Raw genomic sequence first — 19339 nt, forward strand, 5'->3', positions numbered from 1 at the left:
GTATCGTTCTTTTTCGCCAATGGCGATACTTCGACAGGGTGACCTGTGACAAACGTCGGTTGTAACAATGTTTCTTCGACTTTCTGCTCAAAGAATTCATTGACGATGTGACCGAACGTCATATGGTCTTGAATCTCGACACCGTGCTCTTTTGCAAGCGCACGTGCATCTTCATCAGACATCTGTTGCCAGAAATCGACGCCTGTTTCTTCTTTAACCAAATCGACCATGTGCGCACGTTTCCAACCGACAGCCAAATGAATCGTATCTTCTCCATATTGAACGTCCGTCGTGCCAAGCACTTCTTGGGCTACGTGAGCTACGAGTTCTTCCGTCAAATCCATGATGTCATTATAGTCCGCATACGCTTCATACAATTCAATCATCGTGAACTCTGGGTTATGACGTGTTGAAATCCCCTCATTACGGAAGACACGGCCAATCTCATACACGCGCTCGAGACCACCGACAATCAAGCGCTTCAAATGAAGCTCGATGGCGATCCGCATATATAGTTCCATATCAAGTGCATTATGGTGCGTCAAGAACGGACGGGCCGCCGCTCCACCTGCGATTGTATGCAACATCGGCGTTTCGACTTCCAAGTAACCGCGATGGTTCAAGAAATTCCGAATTTCCGAGATGATGCGGCTACGCAGAATAAACGTTTGACGCGAATCGTTATTCGTAATCAAATCCAAGTAGCGCTGGCGATAGCGTTGCTCCACATCTTTTAAGCCATGATATTTATCAGGAAGCGGACGAAGTGCTTTTGTTAAGAGTTCGAACTCTTCAACATGAATCGACAATTCGCCGACGTTCGTCTTGAACAACTTCCCTTTCACACCGACGATATCTCCAAGGTCAGATGATTTGAATAAATCAAACGGTTCGTCACCTACGTCATTTTTACGAACGTAAATTTGGATTTGTCCTGTGACGTCTTGGATGTGGGCAAAAAAGACTTTCCCTTTTCCGCGTTTCGTCATGATTCGTCCGGCAAGCGTCACTTCGACGTCTTGTTCAGCCAAGGCTTCTTTTTCAATCGCCTCATATTGTTCATGTAATTCACCGGCGTGGGCAGAACGTTCGAACCGACGTCCAAACGGGTCAAGCCCTTGCTCACGCATCTCGGTCATTTTTTCAAATCGAACCTGCATTTGGTCATTCATTTCCAACTCGTGACTCACTACTCCATTCACTCCTCTATACGTTTTGGGGGTTGTTCCTAACAAAAAACTGTCAGCCTGACGGCCAACAGCACAGCCTAAGCCGCTCGCTCTTTGTGGTTCACTTTTTCGCCAAACAAGCTTACCACAAATCAATTTTTTTCACTAGTTCACACTTCTTGCATTTGTCGCTCGAGCTGTTCCACAAAATGATACAACACGATGCCAAAAGCATCTCGCGATTCCGTTTCGTTGATTTGCTTCCGAACCGGGCCGCTGCCTTTCAACCCTTTAAAGTACCAAGCTGCATGTTGACGCATCTCGCGAACGGCCGTCACTTCTCCTTTGATGGCAATCAAGCGATCGAGGTGCAACATACAGATGTCGATTTTTTCACGCGCCGCTGGTTCTGGTGGAAGTTCACCCGTTTCTAAATACTGCACCGTTTGATACAGCATCCATGGGTTACCAAGTGCTGCCCGCCCGATCATGACGGCATCGACACCGTAGTGATCAATCGCATGTTTTGCTTCTTGAGGTGTCGAGATATCGCCGTTACCGATAATCGGAACCGTCGCAATCTTCTTGGCTTCGCCAATCCAATCCCAGTTTGCAGTTCCTTCATATTGTTGAGACCGCGTACGACCATGAATCGCAATCGCCGCCGCTCCTCCAGATTGAGCCGCCCGAACATTGTCGAGAATATAAATATGGTCTTCGTCCCAACCGAGGCGCATTTTGACCGTGACCGGCTTATCGACCGCTTGCGACACGGCGTTCACCATCTCATAAACTTTATCCGGGTCAAGCAACCATTTGGCACCCGCCTCACACTTCGTGACTTTCGGGACTGGGCAACCCATATTGATATCAATGATGTCCGCATTCGTGTTTTGATCCACGTACTGGGCCGCTCTGACGAGTGTGTCTTTCGAACCACCAAAAATCTGAAGGCTGAGCGGCTTTTCCCGTTCATCGACGTAGAGCATCCGGAGCGTTCTTGCGTTCTCCAATAAAATCCCTTTATCGCTGACCATTTCAGCACAGACGAGTCCCGCGCCAAATTCTTTAGCGATCAAACGAAACGCAGGGTTTGTCACTCCGGCCATCGGGGCAAGGACGGCGCGGTTCTTTATATCGATATTACCAATTTTGAACCCTGACACTTCTCCACTTCCTTTGCTAACGTTAAACCGAGTTGACCAATGATTGTAACGGTCCGAGACGGACGACATCTTGCCGTTCCGACTCAGGGAGGGCTTCAAGTAATGCTCGCACCGTCATTCCCTTTACCTCGACCACCGGAGCAATCTCCGCGAACGGGGCAAGGACAAAAGCGCGTTCATGCATCCGTGGATGCGGAACAGTTAACTGCTTCGATTGTATATCTTCGCTGTTATAGACCAAGATGTCAAGGTCGATTGTACGCGGTCCGTTTTTAAATAACCGCTCTCTCCCTAGGTCCCGTTCAATCTGTTGGAGTCGAAGCAAGGCCGCCTCCGCCGAAAGAACCGGCTCGACTTCGACGACCATATTATAGAAAGATGGCTGATCTGTGTATCCGACCGGTGCCGTCTCATATACGGATGACTCTTTCGTCACCTGAAGACCGTTTACCGCCATCGCTTGAATCGCTTCTGCCAGATAGTTGGCACGCTCCCCAATGTTCGAGCCCAGCGCTACGTACATCATACGTTCCGTCTCCGTGTCATCTCAATTGCGACTGAGTCATAATGACCCGGGATGGGCGGGTCCGGCTTGATCACTTTGACGGTGACGCTTTGAATCTTGTCGCTGTGGGCCAAAACAGCCGTCGTGATGCGCTCGCCTAGCGCCTCAAGTAGATTGACTGGCTCCCCGGTGACGATGTCTTCCGTCAATTGATAGAGACCGGCGTAGCTGACCCCGTCTGATAAATCATCCGATTGTCCCGCCGGCGCCAAATCCAACTCACACATTAAATCGATGTTAAACCGTTGACCGAGTCGATTCTCTTCTTCAAACACACCGTGATAGCCATAGAAACGCATCCCATTCACAAACATCTTATCCAATTTGTCCGCCTCCCAGCATCGCGTCCATCATGAGTGACGCTCGTTTATTCTCTCTTACGTCATGGACCCGAATCCACGCACAGCCTTTCATGATGCCTAGACACGTCGTCGCCAGTGTCCCTTCCAGTCGTTCTTCGGTCGGTAAATCAAGCGCTTGCCCGATAAATGATTTCCGCGACGTTCCGAGTAACACCGGATAACCGAGGTTCGTGATCACGTCGAGTCGATTCATCAACTCCATGTTTTGCGCATAGTCTTTCGCAAAGCCGATTCCCGGGTCTAACCAAATCATCTCATCCGGCACACCGGCCGCTTGGGCGATTTCAATCGATTCGTACAAGTCACCGACGACCTCCTCAATGAAATGGCCATAATTTCGATTGTCGCGATTGTGCATCAAGATGATGGGAACGTTAAACGCCCGTGCCACTTGTGCCATCGATTGATCGCCCCACTTCGAGCCCCAGACGTCATTGATGATATCGGCCCCGGCTTCTAATGCCGCCTTTGCCACCACCGGTTTGTACGTATCGATCGAGATGAGCACGTCGAGCTCTTGCTTCAGTTGACGAATGACAGGGACGACCCGCTCGATTTCTTCTTCCGCCGAGACGAACCGGGCTCCCGGCCGTGTCGATTCCCCGCCGATATCAATCGCGTCCGCTCCGTCTTGAACGAGTTGCTTGGCGTGAGCGACCGCCTGTTCGAGCGCCGTATACCGTCCTCCGTCCGAAAACGAATCCGGTGTCACATTTAAAATTCCCATGATTTTTGTCATCGCGTTTCTTCCCTCTCAATCGCATGCAACAAGACAGACCAACATGCTTTAAATTTTGCCCCGTCTTTTCCTGGATAGCTGTTCCCGGCATAGTCTGTGACCGGAGCAATCTGTTGAACCGAATTGGTCAACCAAATCTCGTCTGCCTGTGTAAGTTCCGCAAACGTCACATCACGTTCCTTCACATCAAACGTATCCATCACCCAACGTCGCGTGACCCCAGCCAGAGGTCCCGTCGCGAGCGGCGTCGTCCAAAGTTGGTCAGCTTCGACCCAGAAGATATTCGAGACAAGCCCTTCTACGACATGTCCTGAGTCATCGGCGAACAGTCCTTCCGCCTCCCGATCAACAAGCATGCGCTTCCCTAATATATTGTTCATATAATGATGGGATTTTAAGCGGAATGCCGCTTCGGGCCGACTTCTTGGAAACGGGATGGCTTCCAGCCGTTTTTCCGTGGGCTGGAACGATTCCGGTAACGGCTTGACGAGCAGTGTCACGTTTGGACGAGTGTAGCGTCCGTCGTAGAGTCCAAGTGGCGCCACCCCCGCGGACACGTTCAAGCGCACATACAGGTTCGGGGTCCCGTTTTGACGAACGACGTCTTGAATCGCCTGCTCCATCTCTTGTTTCGTATACGGTAAATCAATCCATAGTTCCGCTAAGCTCTTTTCGAGACGTTCCCAGTGAAGATCAAACAAGAACGGGATGCCATTGAACGTTCGAAACGTCTCGAACAGGCCCATCCCATATAAAAATCCGTGATCTTCCACCGGAATCGTTACTTCAGAGCTGCCCCGCAGTTCGCCGTTATGCCAAAGCCACATGACGATACACCTCGACGAAATTACGAATCATGTCTTTGCCGTGTTCTGTCAAAATCGCTTCCGGATGAAACTGGACCCCTTCAATTGGTAACGTTTCATGTCGAAGCGCCATGACCTCTCCAAGGCTCGTTTCCGCCGTGACTTGCAAGCACGATGGCAGCGAGTCTCGTTCGACTGCGAGCGAATGGTAGCGTGTCACGATTGTCTGTTGCGGGATGCCGTTAAACAGCGTGTTTCCGTCATGTTGAATCGCTGACGTCTTGCCATGCATGAGCCGCTCGGCATGAACGACTTTTCCGCCGAACGCTTGAGCAATCGCTTGATGTCCAAGACAGACGCCAAGAATTGGGATGCGACCGGCAAACGCCTGAATCGCGTCGATACTGATACCTGCCTCGTTAGGTGTACACGGACCAGGCGAAATGACGAGATAACTTGGGGCGAGCGCTTCAATTTCCTCGATCGTGATGTCATCGTTACGACGGACGACGAGTTGTTCACCGAGCTCCCCAAAGTATTGAACTAAATTGTATGTGAACGAGTCATAGTTATCGATGAGTAAAATCATACCGTCGCCTCCGTCATTTCTTTCGCTGTCCATAGCGCTTTCGCCTTGGAAAGTGATTCGGCGTACTCCGCTTCAGGATCCGAATCGATCACAATCCCGGCACCAGCCTGAACATGGGCGATTCCGTCCTTCACGATCATCGTCCGAATCGTGATGTTGAACACGAGGTCATCATCCCAACTAAGCCAGCCGTATGAGCCGGTGTAAATCCCACGCCGGACCGGTTCGAGTTCCTCGATGATTTCCATCGTCCGGATTTTCGGCGCCCCGGTGATGGTGCCGCCCGGGAACATCGCGCCAAGTGCTTCGGCTCCCGATACGCCGTCCCGCATCAGACCGCGCACGTTCGAGACGATATGTTGGACGTGCGAGTACTTCTCGATGACCATCAGTTCATCGACATGCACTGTCCCGTAAGCCGCGACTTTGCCCAAGTCGTTTCGTTCCAGGTCGACCAGCATGACATGTTCGGCCCGCTCTTTCTCATTGTCGAGTAGCGTCCGAGCCAGTTCCAGATCTTCCGCCTCATCCCGGCCTCGCGGTCTCGTTCCGGCGATCGGGCGGGTCGAGATGGCGGCGCCATGTTTTTCAATCAACAGTTCTGGTGAAGCCGACACCATCGTGAGCGAGTCGTCAACGAAATAACCCATATACGGTGAAGGGTTCACTTTCCGGAGCGTGTCGTAGATGTGACGCGGGTGTGCGAGCAGCGGTTCCGACTGCCGGACGCTCAAATTCACTTGGAACACATCGCCCTCGACGATGTAGTCTTGAATCTTTTGCACGGCCGCAACGAATTCATCCTGTGACAGCGAACGGGATCGCTCGACCGTTCCGCTCGTAAGCGGCGGAAACGCATAATGTGATTCTGTTCGCCAGAGGGCGGCAAAGCGCTCGAGCTTCGCCTCCGCTTGCTCATCGGCCGTGACCATCACGTATAAAAGCGACTCTTCTTCATCGAAGACCGCTACTTCATCGAACAACAAGAATGAAACGTCCGGTGTTGCCAAATCGTCTTCCGCTTGCCGTGGTAAACGTTCGAGGGTACGGGCTACATCATAGCTCACATAACCGATCATCCCGCCGAAAAATGGGGGAGCACCTGCTGGCCGCTCGGTGGCGTACCGGGTCCGAATTGTTTCGACGATGTCGAGCGGGGCACCGTGCATCGTTTCTGTCGCATCAGAGGTGATGAACGTCCCGACCCCATCTTTCACGTGAAGCGTAGCGAACGGCTCAATCCCGGCCATCGTATAGCGGCCGACGCGTCCGCTCTCTAACCACGCATAGTGCTTCTTCCCTTCCGTCAATGTCATATATGTGTCGTACATCTTCTCTTTTGTCATACTCATGGTTTTGAACGCTGTTTGTCTCACGCCACATTCCCCCGTTCCACTGATTCATGCCTTTAATTGTACACAAGAAAAGGCAGTTACCGAAAGAAGTTGTCTCCCGGTAACTGCCGTTTGCTTATGAGCGAACGCTATCTGATTCTTCATCGAATTGATAGAGTGGTGTGCTGAGGTAGCGTTCTCCGTTTGACGGGATGATCGCCAGCACGTTTTTCCCTTTGCCGAGACGTTTGGCCGTATCGACAGCGGCAGCGATGGCTGCACCTGACGAGATGCCTCCGAGCACGCCGTTCGTCTTAGCCGCAAGACGTGCGTATTCGAACGCCTGATCGGTCGTGATTTGAAGGACACCTTCATAAATCTCCGTATCGAGAATCGACGGGATGAACCCGGCGCCGATGCCTTGGATTTTATGCGGGCCTGGTTTACCGCCCGACAAGACCGGTGAATCGACCGGTTCAACCGCTAGGATTTGAACGTTCGGATAGTGGGCTTTCAACACTTTACCCGCTCCCGTAATCGTTCCACCTGTCCCGACGCCGGCGATGAACGCATCGACTTGAAGACCTGACGCATCGAATGCGTCGACGATCTCAGGTCCCGTCGTCATCTCGTGCACGTTCGGGTTGGCTTCATTGTTAAACTGCTGCGGGAGGAAATAACCGTTTTGTTCAGCCTCTTCCGTCGCACGGCGAATCGCTCCGCCCATCCCTTCAGGACCCGGCGTCAAAATAAGTTCGGCGCCGTAGCCACGAAGCAAATTGCGACGTTCCATGCTCATCGTTTCCGGCATGACCAAAATCGCTTTATAGCCTTTGGCCGCACTGACCATGGCGAGACCGATTCCCGTGTTCCCACTGGTCGGTTCGATAATCGTATCTCCTGGTTTCAAGACCCCTTCTCGTTCCGCCGCTTCAATCATAGCGAGCGCAATTCGGTCTTTTACGCTAGACCCCGGGTTCATATACTCCAATTTCAAGTAAACCGTGGCATCTTCAGCGCCAGTCAATCCATTCAACTTCACAATCGGTGTCTTTCCAATCAAGTCTGTTACTGAATCTACGATACGCATTTTATTTCCTCCTCCATAATTCCGACTATTCCGATATTGTAATCATACCCTATCAGATTCAAAATATGCAATTTGGAGCAAAGCGGTCAGCGTGCTTGTTGTTTCATCGTTTCTAATTGTTCCGCCGAGAAGTGGTATTTCTCGCCACAGAAGTGACAAACCGCTTCAGCGCCGCCATCCTCTTCAATCATGTGACGAATCTCTTCGGCACCGAGCCCGATAATCGCGCTTTCCATACGGTCGCGACCACATGTGCAATTGAATTGGACCGGCTTTTGATCCAACACTTCGAGGCTGTCGCCAAGGAGCATATGGAGCATCTCTTCCGGTGTCTTCTCTTCTCCGATGAGGACCGACACTGGCGGGAACGTTTTGAGTGCCTGTTCAAGCGCTTGAATCGTCTCTTCTGACGCATCCGGCATCAATTGAACGATGATGCCGCCTGCCGCAAGAATCGATTCATCTTCCGGGAGGACGAGCACACCCGCACCGACGACTGACGGCACTTGTTCTGACGTCGCGAAGTAGTACGTGAAGTCTTCACTAATCTCACCCGTTTGAATCTCAGACGAGCCGCCGACAAAATCTTTTAAACCGAGGTCTTTAATCACCGAAATCGTCCCGCGTCCGACGGCTTCACCGACTTTCAGCTTCGTCAAACCGTGATCATTCACGAACGTGCCGCCTTCGACACGAGGATGTGACACGTAACCGCGCACGTCTCCCGCCGTATCAGCATCGACGATGATTTTCCCGATTGGTCCATCACCTTCGACTTTGAGCGTCACGCGAGCGGCGCCTTTTTGCATCGCACCGATCATCGTCCCGATCGTCATCGTGCGCCCGAGCGCTGCTGAAGCGACCGGTGTCGTCTGGTGACGGAGTTGCGTTTCAAAGATCGTTTTCGTCGTCCGGACGGCAAACGCGCGGACTTCCCCGTTGAACCCGAGGGCACGGACGAGGTAATCGGCTTTCATTTGGTCAAGTAATGCTTGTTGTTCTGGTTGAATCATATTGAGTAACTCCTTTAAGTTTATTTCTGGTTGCGCTCATAGATGAGACGAAGCCCATCAAGCGTTAAAAATGAATCGACGACATCAATCGTCTCGGCATGCTCGCTAATCAAACGTGCGAGACCGCCTGTGGCGATCACGGTCGCTTCTCCGACTTCACGCTTCATGCGGCCGACAATGCCATCGACTTGTGCGACATAGCCGTAATACGTCCCGGACTGCATCGCTTGAATTGTATTTTTCCCAACGACCGTAGGTGGCGTCGCGAGCTCGATACGAGGTAATTTAGCCGCCCGTTGGTAGAGCGCCTCGACCGAGATCATGATGCCCGGCGAGATAATTCCTCCGTGATAGCGGCGGTTCTCATCGATATAGCAGTATGTCGTCGCCGTACCGAAATCGACGATGATGAGCGGCCCATCATACTTGGCGATTCCAGCGACCGCGTTAACGATGCGGTCCGCTCCGACTTCGCGCGGATTGTCGACATGAATGTCGAGACCGGTTTTCACGCCGGGACCGACGACGATTGGCCGGACGTTGAAATAACGTTGCGACATCTGCTCGAGCGGAAAGATGACCGGTGGGACGACCGAAGATAGAATCACGCCGTCAATCTGATCGAACGAAACGTTCGAATGATCGAACAGCGATTTCACGAGCATGCCGTATTCATCGGTCGTTTTCGTGCGGTCGGTCGAGATGCGCCAATGATGGACGAGCGTCTCGCCGTCATACATCCCAAGGACAATATTTGTATTCCCAACATCAATCACTAAAATCATGATAGCGTTCCTCACTTTGTTGTCAATTACAGTTCGCTCGAATTATAACACGAAAAAAGACGAATGCCTTGTTTAGGGCATTCGTCTCTTACACTTAGCGTGATTCGTTGTTCGGGCGTTCCGTCGGCGTCGCTTCCGGCTTATCACCTTCAGGGACAACGTCCGGCTTCGCTTCTTGAACGACTCCAGGCTGATCGATGACTTGTCCGTGCTTGACGGCCGCCTCATCTTTCTTCGCTTCGTCGCTTGCATCATCTTTCGATGGTTCAGACGGCTCTTCCGGTTCGTGCGGAAGGTATTCGCGCGTCTTGATCAAGTGACGAATCTGTTTCGAATCGAGCGTCTCGACTTCGAGCAACGTCTTCGCGACGAGCTCGAGATCGTCTTTACGATCCGTCAAGATTTGTTTCGCTTTGGCGTAACAACGGTTGATGATATCACGAATCTCGAGGTCGATGTCTTGTGCAATCGCATCCGAGTAGTTCTGTTCCGTTTGGAAGTCACGGCCGAGGAAGACTTGTCCACCATGGTTTGACCCAAGTTGGAGCGGCCCGAGCTTATCGCTCATCCCGTAATCCATGACCATCTTCCGGGCGATACCAGTCGCACGTTGGAAGTCATTACTTGCTCCTGTTGACACTTCACCGAAGATGACGTCTTCCGCCACGCGGCCCCCGAGGAGACCGACAATTTTATCTTCAAGCTCAGGTTTCGTCATGAAGTAGCGATCTTCTTTTGGAAGCATGACGACATAGCCGCCTGCGTTACCGCGAGGAACGATCGTCACTTTATGCACTTCATCTGCATTCTCAAGTTCAATCCCGATAATCGTATGACCCGCTTCATGATAGGCGACGATTTGTCGTTCTTTCTCCGAGATGACACGGCTCTTCTTAGAAGGACCGGCGATGACGCGGTCAATCGCTTCCTCAACATCCACGACTGATACCGCTGAACGGTCAGACCGGGCTGCGACGAGCGCTGCTTCGTTCAATAAGTTTTCAAGGTCAGCACCTGAGAATCCAGGTGTCCGCTGCGCAATCGACTTCAAGTCGACTGTCGAATCAAGTGGCTTGTTGCGCGCATGAACTTTGAGTACCGCTTCACGGCCTTTCACATCCGGACGATCAACCGTGATTTGACGGTCAAAACGGCCTGGGCGAAGAAGGGCCGGGTCAAGAATATCCGGACGGTTCGTCGCGGCAATCATGATGATGCCTTCGTTGTCACTGAATCCATCCATCTCGACAAGAAGTTGGTTAAGCGTTTGTTCACGCTCGTCATGGCCACCACCGAGGCCGGCGCCACGTTGACGTCCGACCGCATCGATTTCATCGATAAAGATGATACACGGTGCGTTCTTTTTCGCATTCTCGAACAAGTCACGTACACGTGACGCCCCGACACCGACGAACATTTCGACGAAGTCAGAACCTGAGATTGAGAAGAACGGTACACCGGCTTCTCCTGCAGCTGCACGAGCGAGCAATGTTTTACCTGTTCCCGGAGGACCGACAAGCAAGACACCTTTCGGAATCCGTGCCCCGAGTTTCGAGAACTTGCGAGGATCTTTCAAGAATTCAACGACTTCGATGAGCTCTTGCTTCTCTTCATCCGCTCCGGCAACGTCTTCAAACGTCACACGGCGCTTCTCTTGATCGTATAATTTCGCCTTCGATTTCCCGAAGTTCATCACACGACCGCCACCACCGCCACCTTGGGCTTGGTTGAGCAAGAAGAAGAATAAGATGAAGATGATGATGAACGGTAAGATCGCGAATACGATGCTGAACCAGCTACCACTCGACTCTGCTTCTTCGATTTGGATGTCGGTATCCGCGCGAAGTGACGAGAGCACTTCGGCGTATTCGGCCTCGTTGGCCGGGATATTCGTTTCAAAACGCTGATCTTCGTCTCCTGTTAGATCTCCTGTAATTGAGATGGCTCCCGGAATTTCTTGTACGGTTGCCGTTTCAATCCGACCTTCTTCCACATATTCCAAGAACTTCGAATACGTAAGCGTCTCGCTCTGGCTATTCGGGTTTTGTAAATATTGAAGGAACAAGATCAAGGCTAGGAAAATCACACCGAAAACTAAGGTGTTTTTCACTGCACGATTCATTCTCTGCCTCCTATTCCGAGAAACGATGTTCTCGCCCATTCAGTATATGTGTATACTTTGGGTATTTCTTTTATCTTAACACGACGCATTTTCAAAAGAAAAACGTTAGCCCCCGTAAATGCTCGGCTTGAGCACACCGACGTACGGAAGGTTACGATATTTCTCTTCGTAATCGAGACCATAGCCGACAACAAACTCGTGCGGAATAACGAAACCGCTATAATCTGCCGACAATCCGTTCTTGCGGCCCGTCGGTTTATCGAGAAGCGTCACGATTTTAACCGATTTGGCTTTGCGGTACTTGAGCAAGTCGACGAGATAGCCGAGCGTGAGTCCACTATCAATGATATCTTCTACAATCAAGATGTCGCGTCCTTCTACAGATGTATTTAAATCTTTCTCAATTTTAACTTCACCCGTCGATGACGTTCCGCCATGGTACGTCGACACGTCCATGAAATCCATTTCTAAATGGATGTCCATTTCTTTGACGAGGTCTGACATGAATGGCATCGCACCTTTTAACACACAGACGAGGAGTGGGAACTCTTCTTTATATTCTTCGCTAAGTGTTGTAGCGAGTTCTTTCACTTTACCTTGAATCTCTTCGCTTGAAATCAGTACTTTCTCCATATCGTTCATTAATGACATCTTAAAATCCTCCTCTTTCTTATCCGACACAATCATCATTTTACCATTAATCGTGGGCACATCGCACCCGACTTATCCGGAAAATCGGAAACTCTTACCCCTACTATAGCGATAATCCGTCCCGTTGCGTCAACTACCAATGGGACAAAAGGCCGTTTTTCTCGCGGAATCTTCGCGTCAATGAAGATGCGGGCGACTTTTTTCGTCCCGACGGACAGTTTCATTGCGTCTCCAGCCTCGACAGAACGGATGATCAACGGCAACTCGATCGCCTCGAGCGGGATGCCGTGTGCCTCTTCGACGATTTCAAGTGAAAATCGACTCTCACCGAACGTTACGCATGCTGGGAACGTCGTCACCACTAGTTCAGTCGGGAGAGGCAGCGGTCGATCGGTTGTCTGCAATGACAAGTTTCCACCTTGTTTCCGAAGTTGCCACGGACCTTCTAAATCAAAGTGTCCTGACCCTCGTGGATTCTCAAGAAGACGTTCCATCGCTTCTCCTACCTCTACCCCATATCGAGTAGAGAGCAATCGCCCCACGACGTGTCGCTCAAACCGATCTAAACCGAGCACGTCGTCTAGTTTCACATGAAACGCTTTCATCTCAAAATGAACTGAGGTATCCATCCACATCTCCATCCGTCGGTAACGAGCGTCCCATAGTTCGCGCTGACGCCTTGCCGTCTCGCTCACGACGTAAACGAGATCCGGTCGAGCGGCGAGGAGTTGCGGGACGAGCTGATGCCGCAGCTTGTTTCGTAAGTAATCCGCTTCGGCATTGCTCGCATCTTCTCGCCATTCGAGACGATGTCGATTGGCGTAGACAATCAGTTCTCGTTTCGTTTCCGATAGGAGCGGGCGGACGAGCTCCCCTCCTGCGAACGGACGACACTCGGGAATTCCTGTTACTTCGACGACGTTACGGTGTAGTTGAATGAGAACCGTCTCGAGTTGGTCGTCCGCATGATGAGCCGTCATCAGTTGTGTATATCCGAACGTACGCATGACTTCTTCAAAGAATGCATAACGTGCTGTCCGGTAAGCAGCTTGTGAACCACCGTTCGGGAAAGCGAGCCGTTTGCCATGAAACGGCACGTCGTACGAGTCGGCAAGACGTCGCACAAATTCATACTCTTCATCCGACTCGAGACGCAATCCGTGGTGGACGTGGACCACTCCGATCTCAAGACCGCTCTGGACGGCACGGTCTAACAAGACGACCGAATCGACTCCACCTGACACAGCAATCAATACTTTCGTCATCCGTCGCCCTCCTTGATATAACAAAAGAAGCCATCTCGAGTGAGATGGCTTCTTTTCGCTTAGGTAAGTGACCCGTACGGGATTCGAACCCGTGTTACCGCCGTGAAAGGGCGGTGTCTTAACCGCTTGACCAACGGGCCTAAATAAAATGGTAGCGGCGGAGGGAGTCGAACCCACGACCTCACGGGTATGAACCGTACGCTCTAGCCAGCTGAGCTACACCGCCATGTTATTGTTGTGTCCTAAGCACATTTTCTATAATAACCAGTACCCACGCCAGTGTCAATTCTTTTTTAAAAGTTTTTTTACAAAAAAATCGTGTATAGTGTCGTCTTATCCACTATACACGATTTTCAGTTCGTTGTGCATCACGCTTCTGACGTCGTCAGCCGATATTTTTTCTTCCAGGCAATGTGGAAATAACCCCAAAGCAAGAAGAAACAAATAGCCGATACAAACGCTAGATATACGATGGCTTGTTGCAAATAACTCCAACCGTCCGCTGACAAAATCTCTTTATAGCCAGCAACCGTATACGTCATCGGCAACCAGGCGTTGAATGGTTGTAACGCGCTCGGAATGAGTTCGAGCGGGAACGTTCCGGCCGACGTCGTCAGTTGCAGGATCAATAGGACGATGGCCACGAAACGACCTGGGTTCCCGAGTGTCGTGACGAGCAGTTGTACGATCAACAAGAAAGTGATGCTGACGAGCCAACTGAATCCGAAGAACTGCAGCGGTGCCTCGACTTCAAGTCCGAGTAGCATGACCATCGCCACATCTAAGACAAGCGCTTGAACAAAGCCGACCACGAGTAGGACACCCGATTTCGAGACGAGCCACGACAGGCTCCGTTTCGGCTTACCAGCCGGATCGTACAGCGGGTAGACGATCGAGAGCAAGAGCGCCCCGACGAATAGACCGAGTGACATGAAATACGGTGCAAAGCCCGTTCCGTAGTTCGGCACCTTATGAATCGAGTCGTTGACGACTGTGACCGGTCCGGCCATCATGTCAACGTTATCGTCTCGAATGTCGATTGCGGCTGCTTCGGCCCCATCGGCGAGCGCGTCCCGTAACTTGCTGTTGCCAGCCGCAAGTTCGGACACTCCGTCTGCGAGCTGGTCGCTACCTGACTGAAGGTCTTTACCGCCCTCTGCCAAACGTACAGCGCCGTCCGCAAGTGTGTCCGTTCCGTCACCCGCACTCTTCGCTCCGTCCGCGAGTTTTGAACTTCCTTCTGAAAGAGCTCCTGTCGCTTCGGTCAGACGGTCACTACCGGTCGCAAGTTCGGACGTCCCGTCTTTCAACTCTCCGACCCCGGCATTTATTCGGTTGCTCGCGGCAGCCAGCTCTTTCGAACTCGTAGCGGCCGTTTGAGCCCCTTGTTCCACTTGTGTCGACCCATCCGCCAACGCCTGTGCCCCGCTTGCGAGCTCGGCTTGTCCGTCACGTAACGTCACCAGTCCCGAAGCAAGTTCATTGGCACCGGCCTCTGCTTGCGTCAATCCGTCACCGAGCGCGGCCTGTCCTTCTTTCACACGCGTCGCTCCCGCTGCCAGTTCATCGAACCCGGCTGCGGTCGCTGTTTGACCTTCCGCCAATTGGGCTACGATTGCCTGTAGCATCTCTGGTGAAGCAGGTTGTCCTGCCTCGGCGAGTGCTGCCAGCTGGGTGATCAACTGGTCTTGGCTGGCCAACATCTCCGTCTTCATCCGACCGATTCCGGCCATGAGTTCCGTCTCACCTGCCAATAGAGCAGCATTGCCTTCTTTCGCCGCTGTCATCGCGGCCGCCAACTCATTCGAACCGGCGCTTAGTTGAACACTGCCGTCCTTCGAGCGCTGAATCCCGGCCGCGAGTTGTTGAACGCCTTGATTGAGAGAAGCCGTCCCGCTGTGCAATTCCTCCAACTTCGAAGCGAATGTATCTGTCCCTTCGACGAGTTGGTTCGTCCCGTCTTGAAGGGCGGACGCCCCGTCATTTACTTGACGAGCCCCGTCCGATAAGGCGGCACTGCCATCATGTACTTGTCGGCTTCCGTTCGCCAACTCGGTCGTCCCTGCCTCGAGTTGCGCGACACCTTTATTCAATTGACTCGCTCCGTCGGCCAACTCCTGTTGTTTCGAAGCGAGCAGCGCAGTCCCGTCGGCCAACTCGGTCGCGCCGTTCTCGGCCGTCTTCGAACCGTCTGCTAGTTTCGCGGCCCCGGTTGCGGCGTCATCGAGCCCAGAAGCGGCATCTTGAATTCCGTCACGCATCGCGCTGACGTACTGTTTGGCGACCTCGGTCGATAGTTCGCCTTTCACTTGTTCCATCGCCGAACCTCCGATTTGAGCCGCTAAAAAGTTATACGACTCATTGGCGATGTATTTCAGTTCGAGCTTCTCCGGCTCTTTATCGAGCGCGGTCGTCGCTTTTTCCGAGAAATCCGCCGGGATCTCAATCGCCATGTAATAGTCATGGTCGTCCAATCCTGACTCAGCCTCTCGTTTTGTCGTCTCGACAAATTCGAACGCATCAGATGTCATTAATTTCTCCACGAGTTCATCACCGATAGTCAGTTGTTCCCCATCGAACGTTGCACCCTGGTCCTCGTTCACGAGTGCCACCGGCAAGTCTTCCATTTGTCCATACGGGTCCCAAAACGCCCATAAAAACATCCCGGCATACATGAGCGGCACGAGCGCGACCGCGAGAATCGGAATCCATACCCGTCGATCTTTCCCGATACTGCGCCATTCTGCTGTCCACAGTTTCCATCCATTCATTTCAACTCTCACCTTTCACTTATAAAACATAACTATTTTTTCATGTTCCCTATTGTGCTCGCTTCCTTTCAAAAATGCAACCCTTTTTAGTTATTTTTCATAACAAAAAAATAGACGACAAAAAACCACAGACTGTGACAGTCTGTGGTTCGTCGTCTTTATTGTTACGAGTAGAAGCTGATGGTTTACGAAGGGTTACCCGCGCTTGGCTCCACGTCCACCGCGTTTTGAGTCGGTTTGACGTTTTAACGTTGTCAAGCGCTCGTCGCTATCTTTCAAGAACTTGCTCATCAACGTATCGAACGTTTCTGGTTCACGGCGTACTTCACGACGTCCGCCGCCACCACGTGGACCGCCACCGCGAGGACCGCCGCCACCGCGTGGGCCACCTTGTCCTGGACCACCTGGGCGTGGGCCGCCTTGACCCGGGCCGCCTGGGCGTGGGCCACGAGAGAAACGCTCGCCGGCTGGGCGCTCTGGGCGTTCACTGACAGGACGATCGACGGCCTTTTTGATAGACAACCCGATTTTGCCATCGTTTTCGACGTTCAAGATTTTGACCGTCACTTCTTGACCGACCGTTAGAACCTCGTTGATGTCTTTGACGTAAGAATCTGCCACTTCACTGATGTGCACCAAACCCGTTTTGCCATTTGGAAGCTCTACGAACGCTCCGAAATGCGTAATCCCTGTAACCTTACCTTGTACCTTGCTTCCTACTTCAATTGACATAAAATAATGTACTCCTTTTTTGATTGATTCCCTACAATTATACGAGTCGATTCGTCAACGGTCAACGAACCCACTTATTCCTCTGGTGAGAAGTAAAAAATAATCTCGCCATCTTTCGAGAACAACAACTCGTTGCGCGCTAGATTGGCGATGTATTCTTCGTCTTGTAAACGCTCGACCTGCTCTTTTAGTTCTGACTGTTCATCCTTCGTTTCCCGAAGTTCGACTTGCGCTTCATTTTGTTTCCGTTCTTGCTCGGACACATATCCGACTTTCGAGAAGTAACTCTGACCGATGAAGACAATCATCAACAAAAAGAGAAGCGAGGCTGCAGCCAGGCGGCGTCGAAGATGGATACGTTGCCGGTTCTGTTCTTTTTCCAGCTGTTCTCTTCGTTCATCAAGAGCCCGAATCCGCTGTTTGCGTTCCATCGGGTTACGTCCATTCATCGAATCACCTTCCTCCTGTCCTGTTACGTTCAGTATACCTTTTTTTTACGCTTCCGTACCACTGTTCACCTTTTCTTCTTTGAGCAAGCGGTACATTTCTTTCGCGTCCTCTTTTCGAGCATGCTCGGCAATCGAGTCGATGACAACCGTGACGAGCTTGTTTCCGAAGCGAATTTGCAACTCGTCACCGACTTTGACGTCCGTGCTCGCTTTCGCCACTTGTCCGTTCAACTGAATTCGGCCTTGGTCGGCGACTTCTTTCGCCAATGTGCGCCGTTTAATCAAACGGGATACTTTCAAAAACTTGTCTAATCTCATAATCCCTTCTCCTTCGCTTCATCCCAGAGCCGATCCATCTCGTCGAGCGTCATCTCGTCGAGGGAGCCGTTCGCTTCAATGTATTCGAATCGTCTCTTAAATTTTTGGTTGGTCCGTTCGAGCGCCTGCTCAGCGTTCAACTTGAAATAGCGCGCCACGTTGACGATTGAGAACAGGACATCGCCAAGTTCTCGTTCATCTTCCGGCTGACTTCTCCACTCGCGGAGTTCTTCTTCCAACTTCTCGAACGCACCTTGAACATCGTCCCATTCGAAACCGACTTGTGCAGCTTTTTTCTGCAACTGCTCGGCCCGCATCAACCCGGGTTGAGTCATGAGGACACCATCTAGCTGCGATTTTCTTTTTTCCCCTTTTTCCACTTGTTTAATCGCATTCCAATTCGTCACGACGTCATCGGCATCGTTTACTGTCACGTCACCGAACACGTGGGGGTGACGGCGGACCATCTTCTCGCTGACGGCGCCAATGACGTCCCGGATATCGAAATAGCCTTCGTCCGCCCCGATTTGGGCGTGGAGCATGACTTGGAGCAAAACGTCACCGAGCTCTTCTACAATCGCATCATCGTCTTCCGCGTCGATCGCTTCAATCAATTCGTACGCTTCTTCAAGCAAATATTTGCGGAGCGACTCGTGCGTCTGCTTCCGATCCCATGGGCACCCGTCCGGTCCACGGAGCGTCGCAATAATATGCTTCAACGTCGAAAACTCGCGCGCCAAATGCGTCTCATCCATGAGCGGCGGCACATAGAGCGTCGTCAAGTTGTCGACTTCTGCCACGCGGTCCATCTCGTAGAGCGGGATTTCACTGACCCGCTCGCGTTTCGTCCCGGCGGCCGTCACGAGTTTAACGATGTGCTCATCTGGATAACGTTCCATCAACTGGACTTTCACGTCTCCGGCCACGAACCCATCATACACTTGGCCAATCAACACATGTTGGGTCACTTGAATCCGTTCCACATCGAGCGCGGTCGCATCAAGCAATTGGAAGCCGTTAATCGGATCGATGCGCAGGGCTTGGAACATGGCGTCCAAAAAGCTCTGACCGCCGAGAAACGTGACGTCCGCACCTTGCTCGACGAGCAGTTCGACGGTCCGCTCCGCTACGAACGGATGACCTGGTACAGCATAGGTGATGGCCAACTCCTCACTCTTGTCGAGCAACGTCTCAACGATTTTGGCATACACTTCCTCAAACGTATCGCACGACTCGTAAATCGAGTCGAACGATTCAAAGTGGACCCCTTCCGTCTCCAGCTCTTGAACGACCGGATGTTCTTTCGTACGCAACCAAACGAGAGGTTGCTGTTTCAAATGACGATAGACACCGAGCGGCAATTGCTCGAGTTCGCCGGACCCGAGGCCGACGACCGTAATTCCGTAACTCATA

At 51.9% G+C, this 19339-nt stretch carries 19 protein-coding genes and 2 tRNA genes (1 of these 21 cut by a window edge); all 21 read right to left on the minus strand.

The window, feature by feature from the left end:
- Nucleotides 1-1190: the 5' portion of a lysine--tRNA ligase gene (lysS, locus tag AC13H5_RS14915; RefSeq protein WP_021068200.1), read on the minus strand. It extends 301 nt beyond the left edge of the window; the window shows 1190 of its 1491 coding nt (coding positions 1-1190); the start codon lies at nt 1188-1190; its stop codon lies off the left edge, out of view.
- A gap of 149 nt (nt 1191-1339) precedes the next feature.
- Nucleotides 1340-2278: a tRNA dihydrouridine synthase DusB gene (gene dusB / locus AC13H5_RS14920; protein WP_483546566.1), complete on the minus strand. Its 939-nt coding sequence runs from the start codon at nt 2276-2278 to the stop codon at nt 1340-1342.
- Nucleotides 2279-2357: 79 nt separating this feature from the next.
- A complete protein-coding gene (folK, locus tag AC13H5_RS14925) occupies nt 2358-2861 on the minus strand; it encodes a 2-amino-4-hydroxy-6-hydroxymethyldihydropteridine diphosphokinase (protein ID WP_215190758.1) in 504 nt (167 codons plus the stop codon).
- On the minus strand, nt 2858-3223 hold the full coding sequence (gene folB / locus AC13H5_RS14930; protein ID WP_034781816.1) for a dihydroneopterin aldolase: 366 nt from the start codon (nt 3221-3223) through the stop codon (nt 2858-2860). The genes folK and folB overlap by 4 nt, the downstream gene beginning before the upstream one ends.
- Nucleotides 3216-4001 carry a dihydropteroate synthase gene (gene folP, locus AC13H5_RS14935; protein WP_021068196.1) on the minus strand — a complete coding sequence of 262 codons (786 nt, stop codon included), beginning with the start codon at nt 3999-4001 and terminating at the stop codon, nt 3216-3218. Before folP ends, folB begins: the two co-directional genes overlap by 8 nt.
- Nucleotides 3998-4828, minus strand: a complete 831-nt coding sequence (locus AC13H5_RS14940; protein ID WP_058765122.1) for an aminotransferase class IV — start codon at nt 4826-4828, stop codon at nt 3998-4000. The genes folP and AC13H5_RS14940 overlap by 4 nt, the downstream gene beginning before the upstream one ends.
- Entirely contained in the window at nt 4812-5396 is a 585-nt protein-coding gene (gene pabA / locus AC13H5_RS14945; RefSeq protein WP_215192826.1) for an aminodeoxychorismate/anthranilate synthase component II, read from the minus strand. Before pabA ends, AC13H5_RS14940 begins: the two co-directional genes overlap by 17 nt.
- The gene (locus AC13H5_RS14950) at nt 5393-6772 is read right to left on the minus strand and encodes an anthranilate synthase component I family protein (protein WP_214797801.1); all 1380 of its coding nucleotides are present in this window, start codon (nt 6770-6772) and stop codon (nt 5393-5395) included. Before AC13H5_RS14950 ends, pabA begins: the two co-directional genes overlap by 4 nt.
- 94 nt (nt 6773-6866) lie before the next feature.
- Nucleotides 6867-7820 carry a cysteine synthase A gene (cysK, locus tag AC13H5_RS14955; protein ID WP_021068192.1) on the minus strand — a complete coding sequence of 318 codons (954 nt, stop codon included), beginning with the start codon at nt 7818-7820 and terminating at the stop codon, nt 6867-6869.
- A gap of 86 nt (nt 7821-7906) precedes the next feature.
- Nucleotides 7907-8833: an Hsp33 family molecular chaperone HslO gene (gene hslO, locus AC13H5_RS14960; RefSeq protein ID WP_051627654.1), complete on the minus strand. Its 927-nt coding sequence runs from the start codon at nt 8831-8833 to the stop codon at nt 7907-7909.
- Between the two features lie 20 nt (nt 8834-8853).
- A complete protein-coding gene (locus tag AC13H5_RS14965) occupies nt 8854-9618 on the minus strand; it encodes a type III pantothenate kinase (RefSeq protein ID WP_021068190.1) in 765 nt (254 codons plus the stop codon).
- A 94-nt stretch (nt 9619-9712) separates the two neighbouring features.
- Entirely contained in the window at nt 9713-11740 is a 2028-nt protein-coding gene (ftsH, locus tag AC13H5_RS14970; RefSeq protein ID WP_034781808.1) for an ATP-dependent zinc metalloprotease FtsH, read from the minus strand.
- A 105-nt stretch (nt 11741-11845) separates the two neighbouring features.
- Nucleotides 11846-12391, minus strand: a complete 546-nt coding sequence (gene hpt / locus AC13H5_RS14975; protein WP_021068188.1) for a hypoxanthine phosphoribosyltransferase — start codon at nt 12389-12391, stop codon at nt 11846-11848.
- Between the two features lie 35 nt (nt 12392-12426).
- Nucleotides 12427-13656: a tRNA lysidine(34) synthetase TilS gene (tilS, locus tag AC13H5_RS14980; RefSeq protein ID WP_483546102.1), complete on the minus strand. Its 1230-nt coding sequence runs from the start codon at nt 13654-13656 to the stop codon at nt 12427-12429.
- Between the two features lie 68 nt (nt 13657-13724).
- Nucleotides 13725-13796, minus strand: a tRNA-Glu gene (locus AC13H5_RS14985).
- Nucleotides 13797-13805: 9 nt separating this feature from the next.
- Nucleotides 13806-13882 (minus strand) — tRNA-Met (locus AC13H5_RS14990).
- Between the two features lie 142 nt (nt 13883-14024).
- A complete protein-coding gene (locus AC13H5_RS14995; protein ID WP_483546103.1) occupies nt 14025-16427 on the minus strand; it encodes a YhgE/Pip family protein in 2403 nt (800 codons plus the stop codon).
- Nucleotides 16428-16622: 195 nt separating this feature from the next.
- Complete coding sequence (locus AC13H5_RS15000) at nt 16623-17159, minus strand: S1 domain-containing RNA-binding protein (RefSeq protein ID WP_034781804.1); 537 nt, start codon at nt 17157-17159, stop codon at nt 16623-16625.
- A 74-nt stretch (nt 17160-17233) separates the two neighbouring features.
- A complete protein-coding gene (locus tag AC13H5_RS15005) occupies nt 17234-17608 on the minus strand; it encodes an FtsB family cell division protein (RefSeq protein ID WP_034781803.1) in 375 nt (124 codons plus the stop codon).
- Between the two features lie 45 nt (nt 17609-17653).
- The gene (locus AC13H5_RS15010) at nt 17654-17926 is read right to left on the minus strand and encodes an RNA-binding S4 domain-containing protein (protein WP_021065741.1); all 273 of its coding nucleotides are present in this window, start codon (nt 17924-17926) and stop codon (nt 17654-17656) included.
- On the minus strand, nt 17923-19338 hold the full coding sequence (yabN, locus tag AC13H5_RS15015; RefSeq protein WP_214755094.1) for a bifunctional methyltransferase/pyrophosphohydrolase YabN: 1416 nt from the start codon (nt 19336-19338) through the stop codon (nt 17923-17925). The genes AC13H5_RS15010 and yabN overlap by 4 nt, the downstream gene beginning before the upstream one ends.
- Nucleotide 19339: the final 1 nt, after the last annotated feature.

The organism is Exiguobacterium sp. FD-YE-25-4 (genome assembly GCF_057004685.1).

What these genes read in the sequence shown, in the direction of transcription:
- dusB (WP_483546566.1), bottom strand. Translation starts at nt 2,278, where the DNA reads ATGGCCGGAGTGACAAACCCTGCGTTTCGTTTGATCGCTAAAGAATTT.
- folK (WP_215190758.1), bottom strand. Translation starts at nt 2,861, where the DNA reads ATGATGTACGTAGCGCTGGGCTCGAACATTGGGGAGCGTGCCAACTAT.
- folP (WP_021068196.1), bottom strand. Translation starts at nt 4,001, where the DNA reads ATGACAAAAATCATGGGAATTTTAAATGTGACACCGGATTCGTTTTCG.
- AC13H5_RS14940 (WP_058765122.1), bottom strand. Translation starts at nt 4,828, where the DNA reads ATGTGGCTTTGGCATAACGGCGAACTGCGGGGCAGCTCTGAAGTAACG.
- pabA (WP_215192826.1), bottom strand. Translation starts at nt 5,396, where the DNA reads ATGATTTTACTCATCGATAACTATGACTCGTTCACATACAATTTAGTT.
- cysK (WP_021068192.1), bottom strand. Translation starts at nt 7,820, where the DNA reads ATGCGTATCGTAGATTCAGTAACAGACTTGATTGGAAAGACACCGATT.
- hslO (WP_051627654.1), bottom strand. Translation starts at nt 8,833, where the DNA reads ATGATTCAACCAGAACAACAAGCATTACTTGACCAAATGAAAGCCGAT.
- AC13H5_RS14965 (WP_021068190.1), bottom strand. Translation starts at nt 9,618, where the DNA reads ATGATTTTAGTGATTGATGTTGGGAATACAAATATTGTCCTTGGGATG.
- ftsH (WP_034781808.1), bottom strand. Translation starts at nt 11,740, where the DNA reads ATGAATCGTGCAGTGAAAAACACCTTAGTTTTCGGTGTGATTTTCCTA.
- hpt (WP_021068188.1), bottom strand. Translation starts at nt 12,391, where the DNA reads ATGTCATTAATGAACGATATGGAGAAAGTACTGATTTCAAGCGAAGAG.
- tilS (WP_483546102.1), bottom strand. Translation starts at nt 13,656, where the DNA reads ATGACGAAAGTATTGATTGCTGTGTCAGGTGGAGTCGATTCGGTCGTC.
- AC13H5_RS14995 (WP_483546103.1), bottom strand. Translation starts at nt 16,427, where the DNA reads ATGAATGGATGGAAACTGTGGACAGCAGAATGGCGCAGTATCGGGAAA.
- AC13H5_RS15000 (WP_034781804.1), bottom strand. Translation starts at nt 17,159, where the DNA reads ATGTCAATTGAAGTAGGAAGCAAGGTACAAGGTAAGGTTACAGGGATT.
- AC13H5_RS15005 (WP_034781803.1), bottom strand. Translation starts at nt 17,608, where the DNA reads ATGAATGGACGTAACCCGATGGAACGCAAACAGCGGATTCGGGCTCTT.
- AC13H5_RS15010 (WP_021065741.1), bottom strand. Translation starts at nt 17,926, where the DNA reads ATGAGATTAGACAAGTTTTTGAAAGTATCCCGTTTGATTAAACGGCGC.
- yabN (WP_214755094.1), bottom strand. Translation starts at nt 19,338, where the DNA reads ATGAGTTACGGAATTACGGTCGTCGGCCTCGGGTCCGGCGAACTCGAG.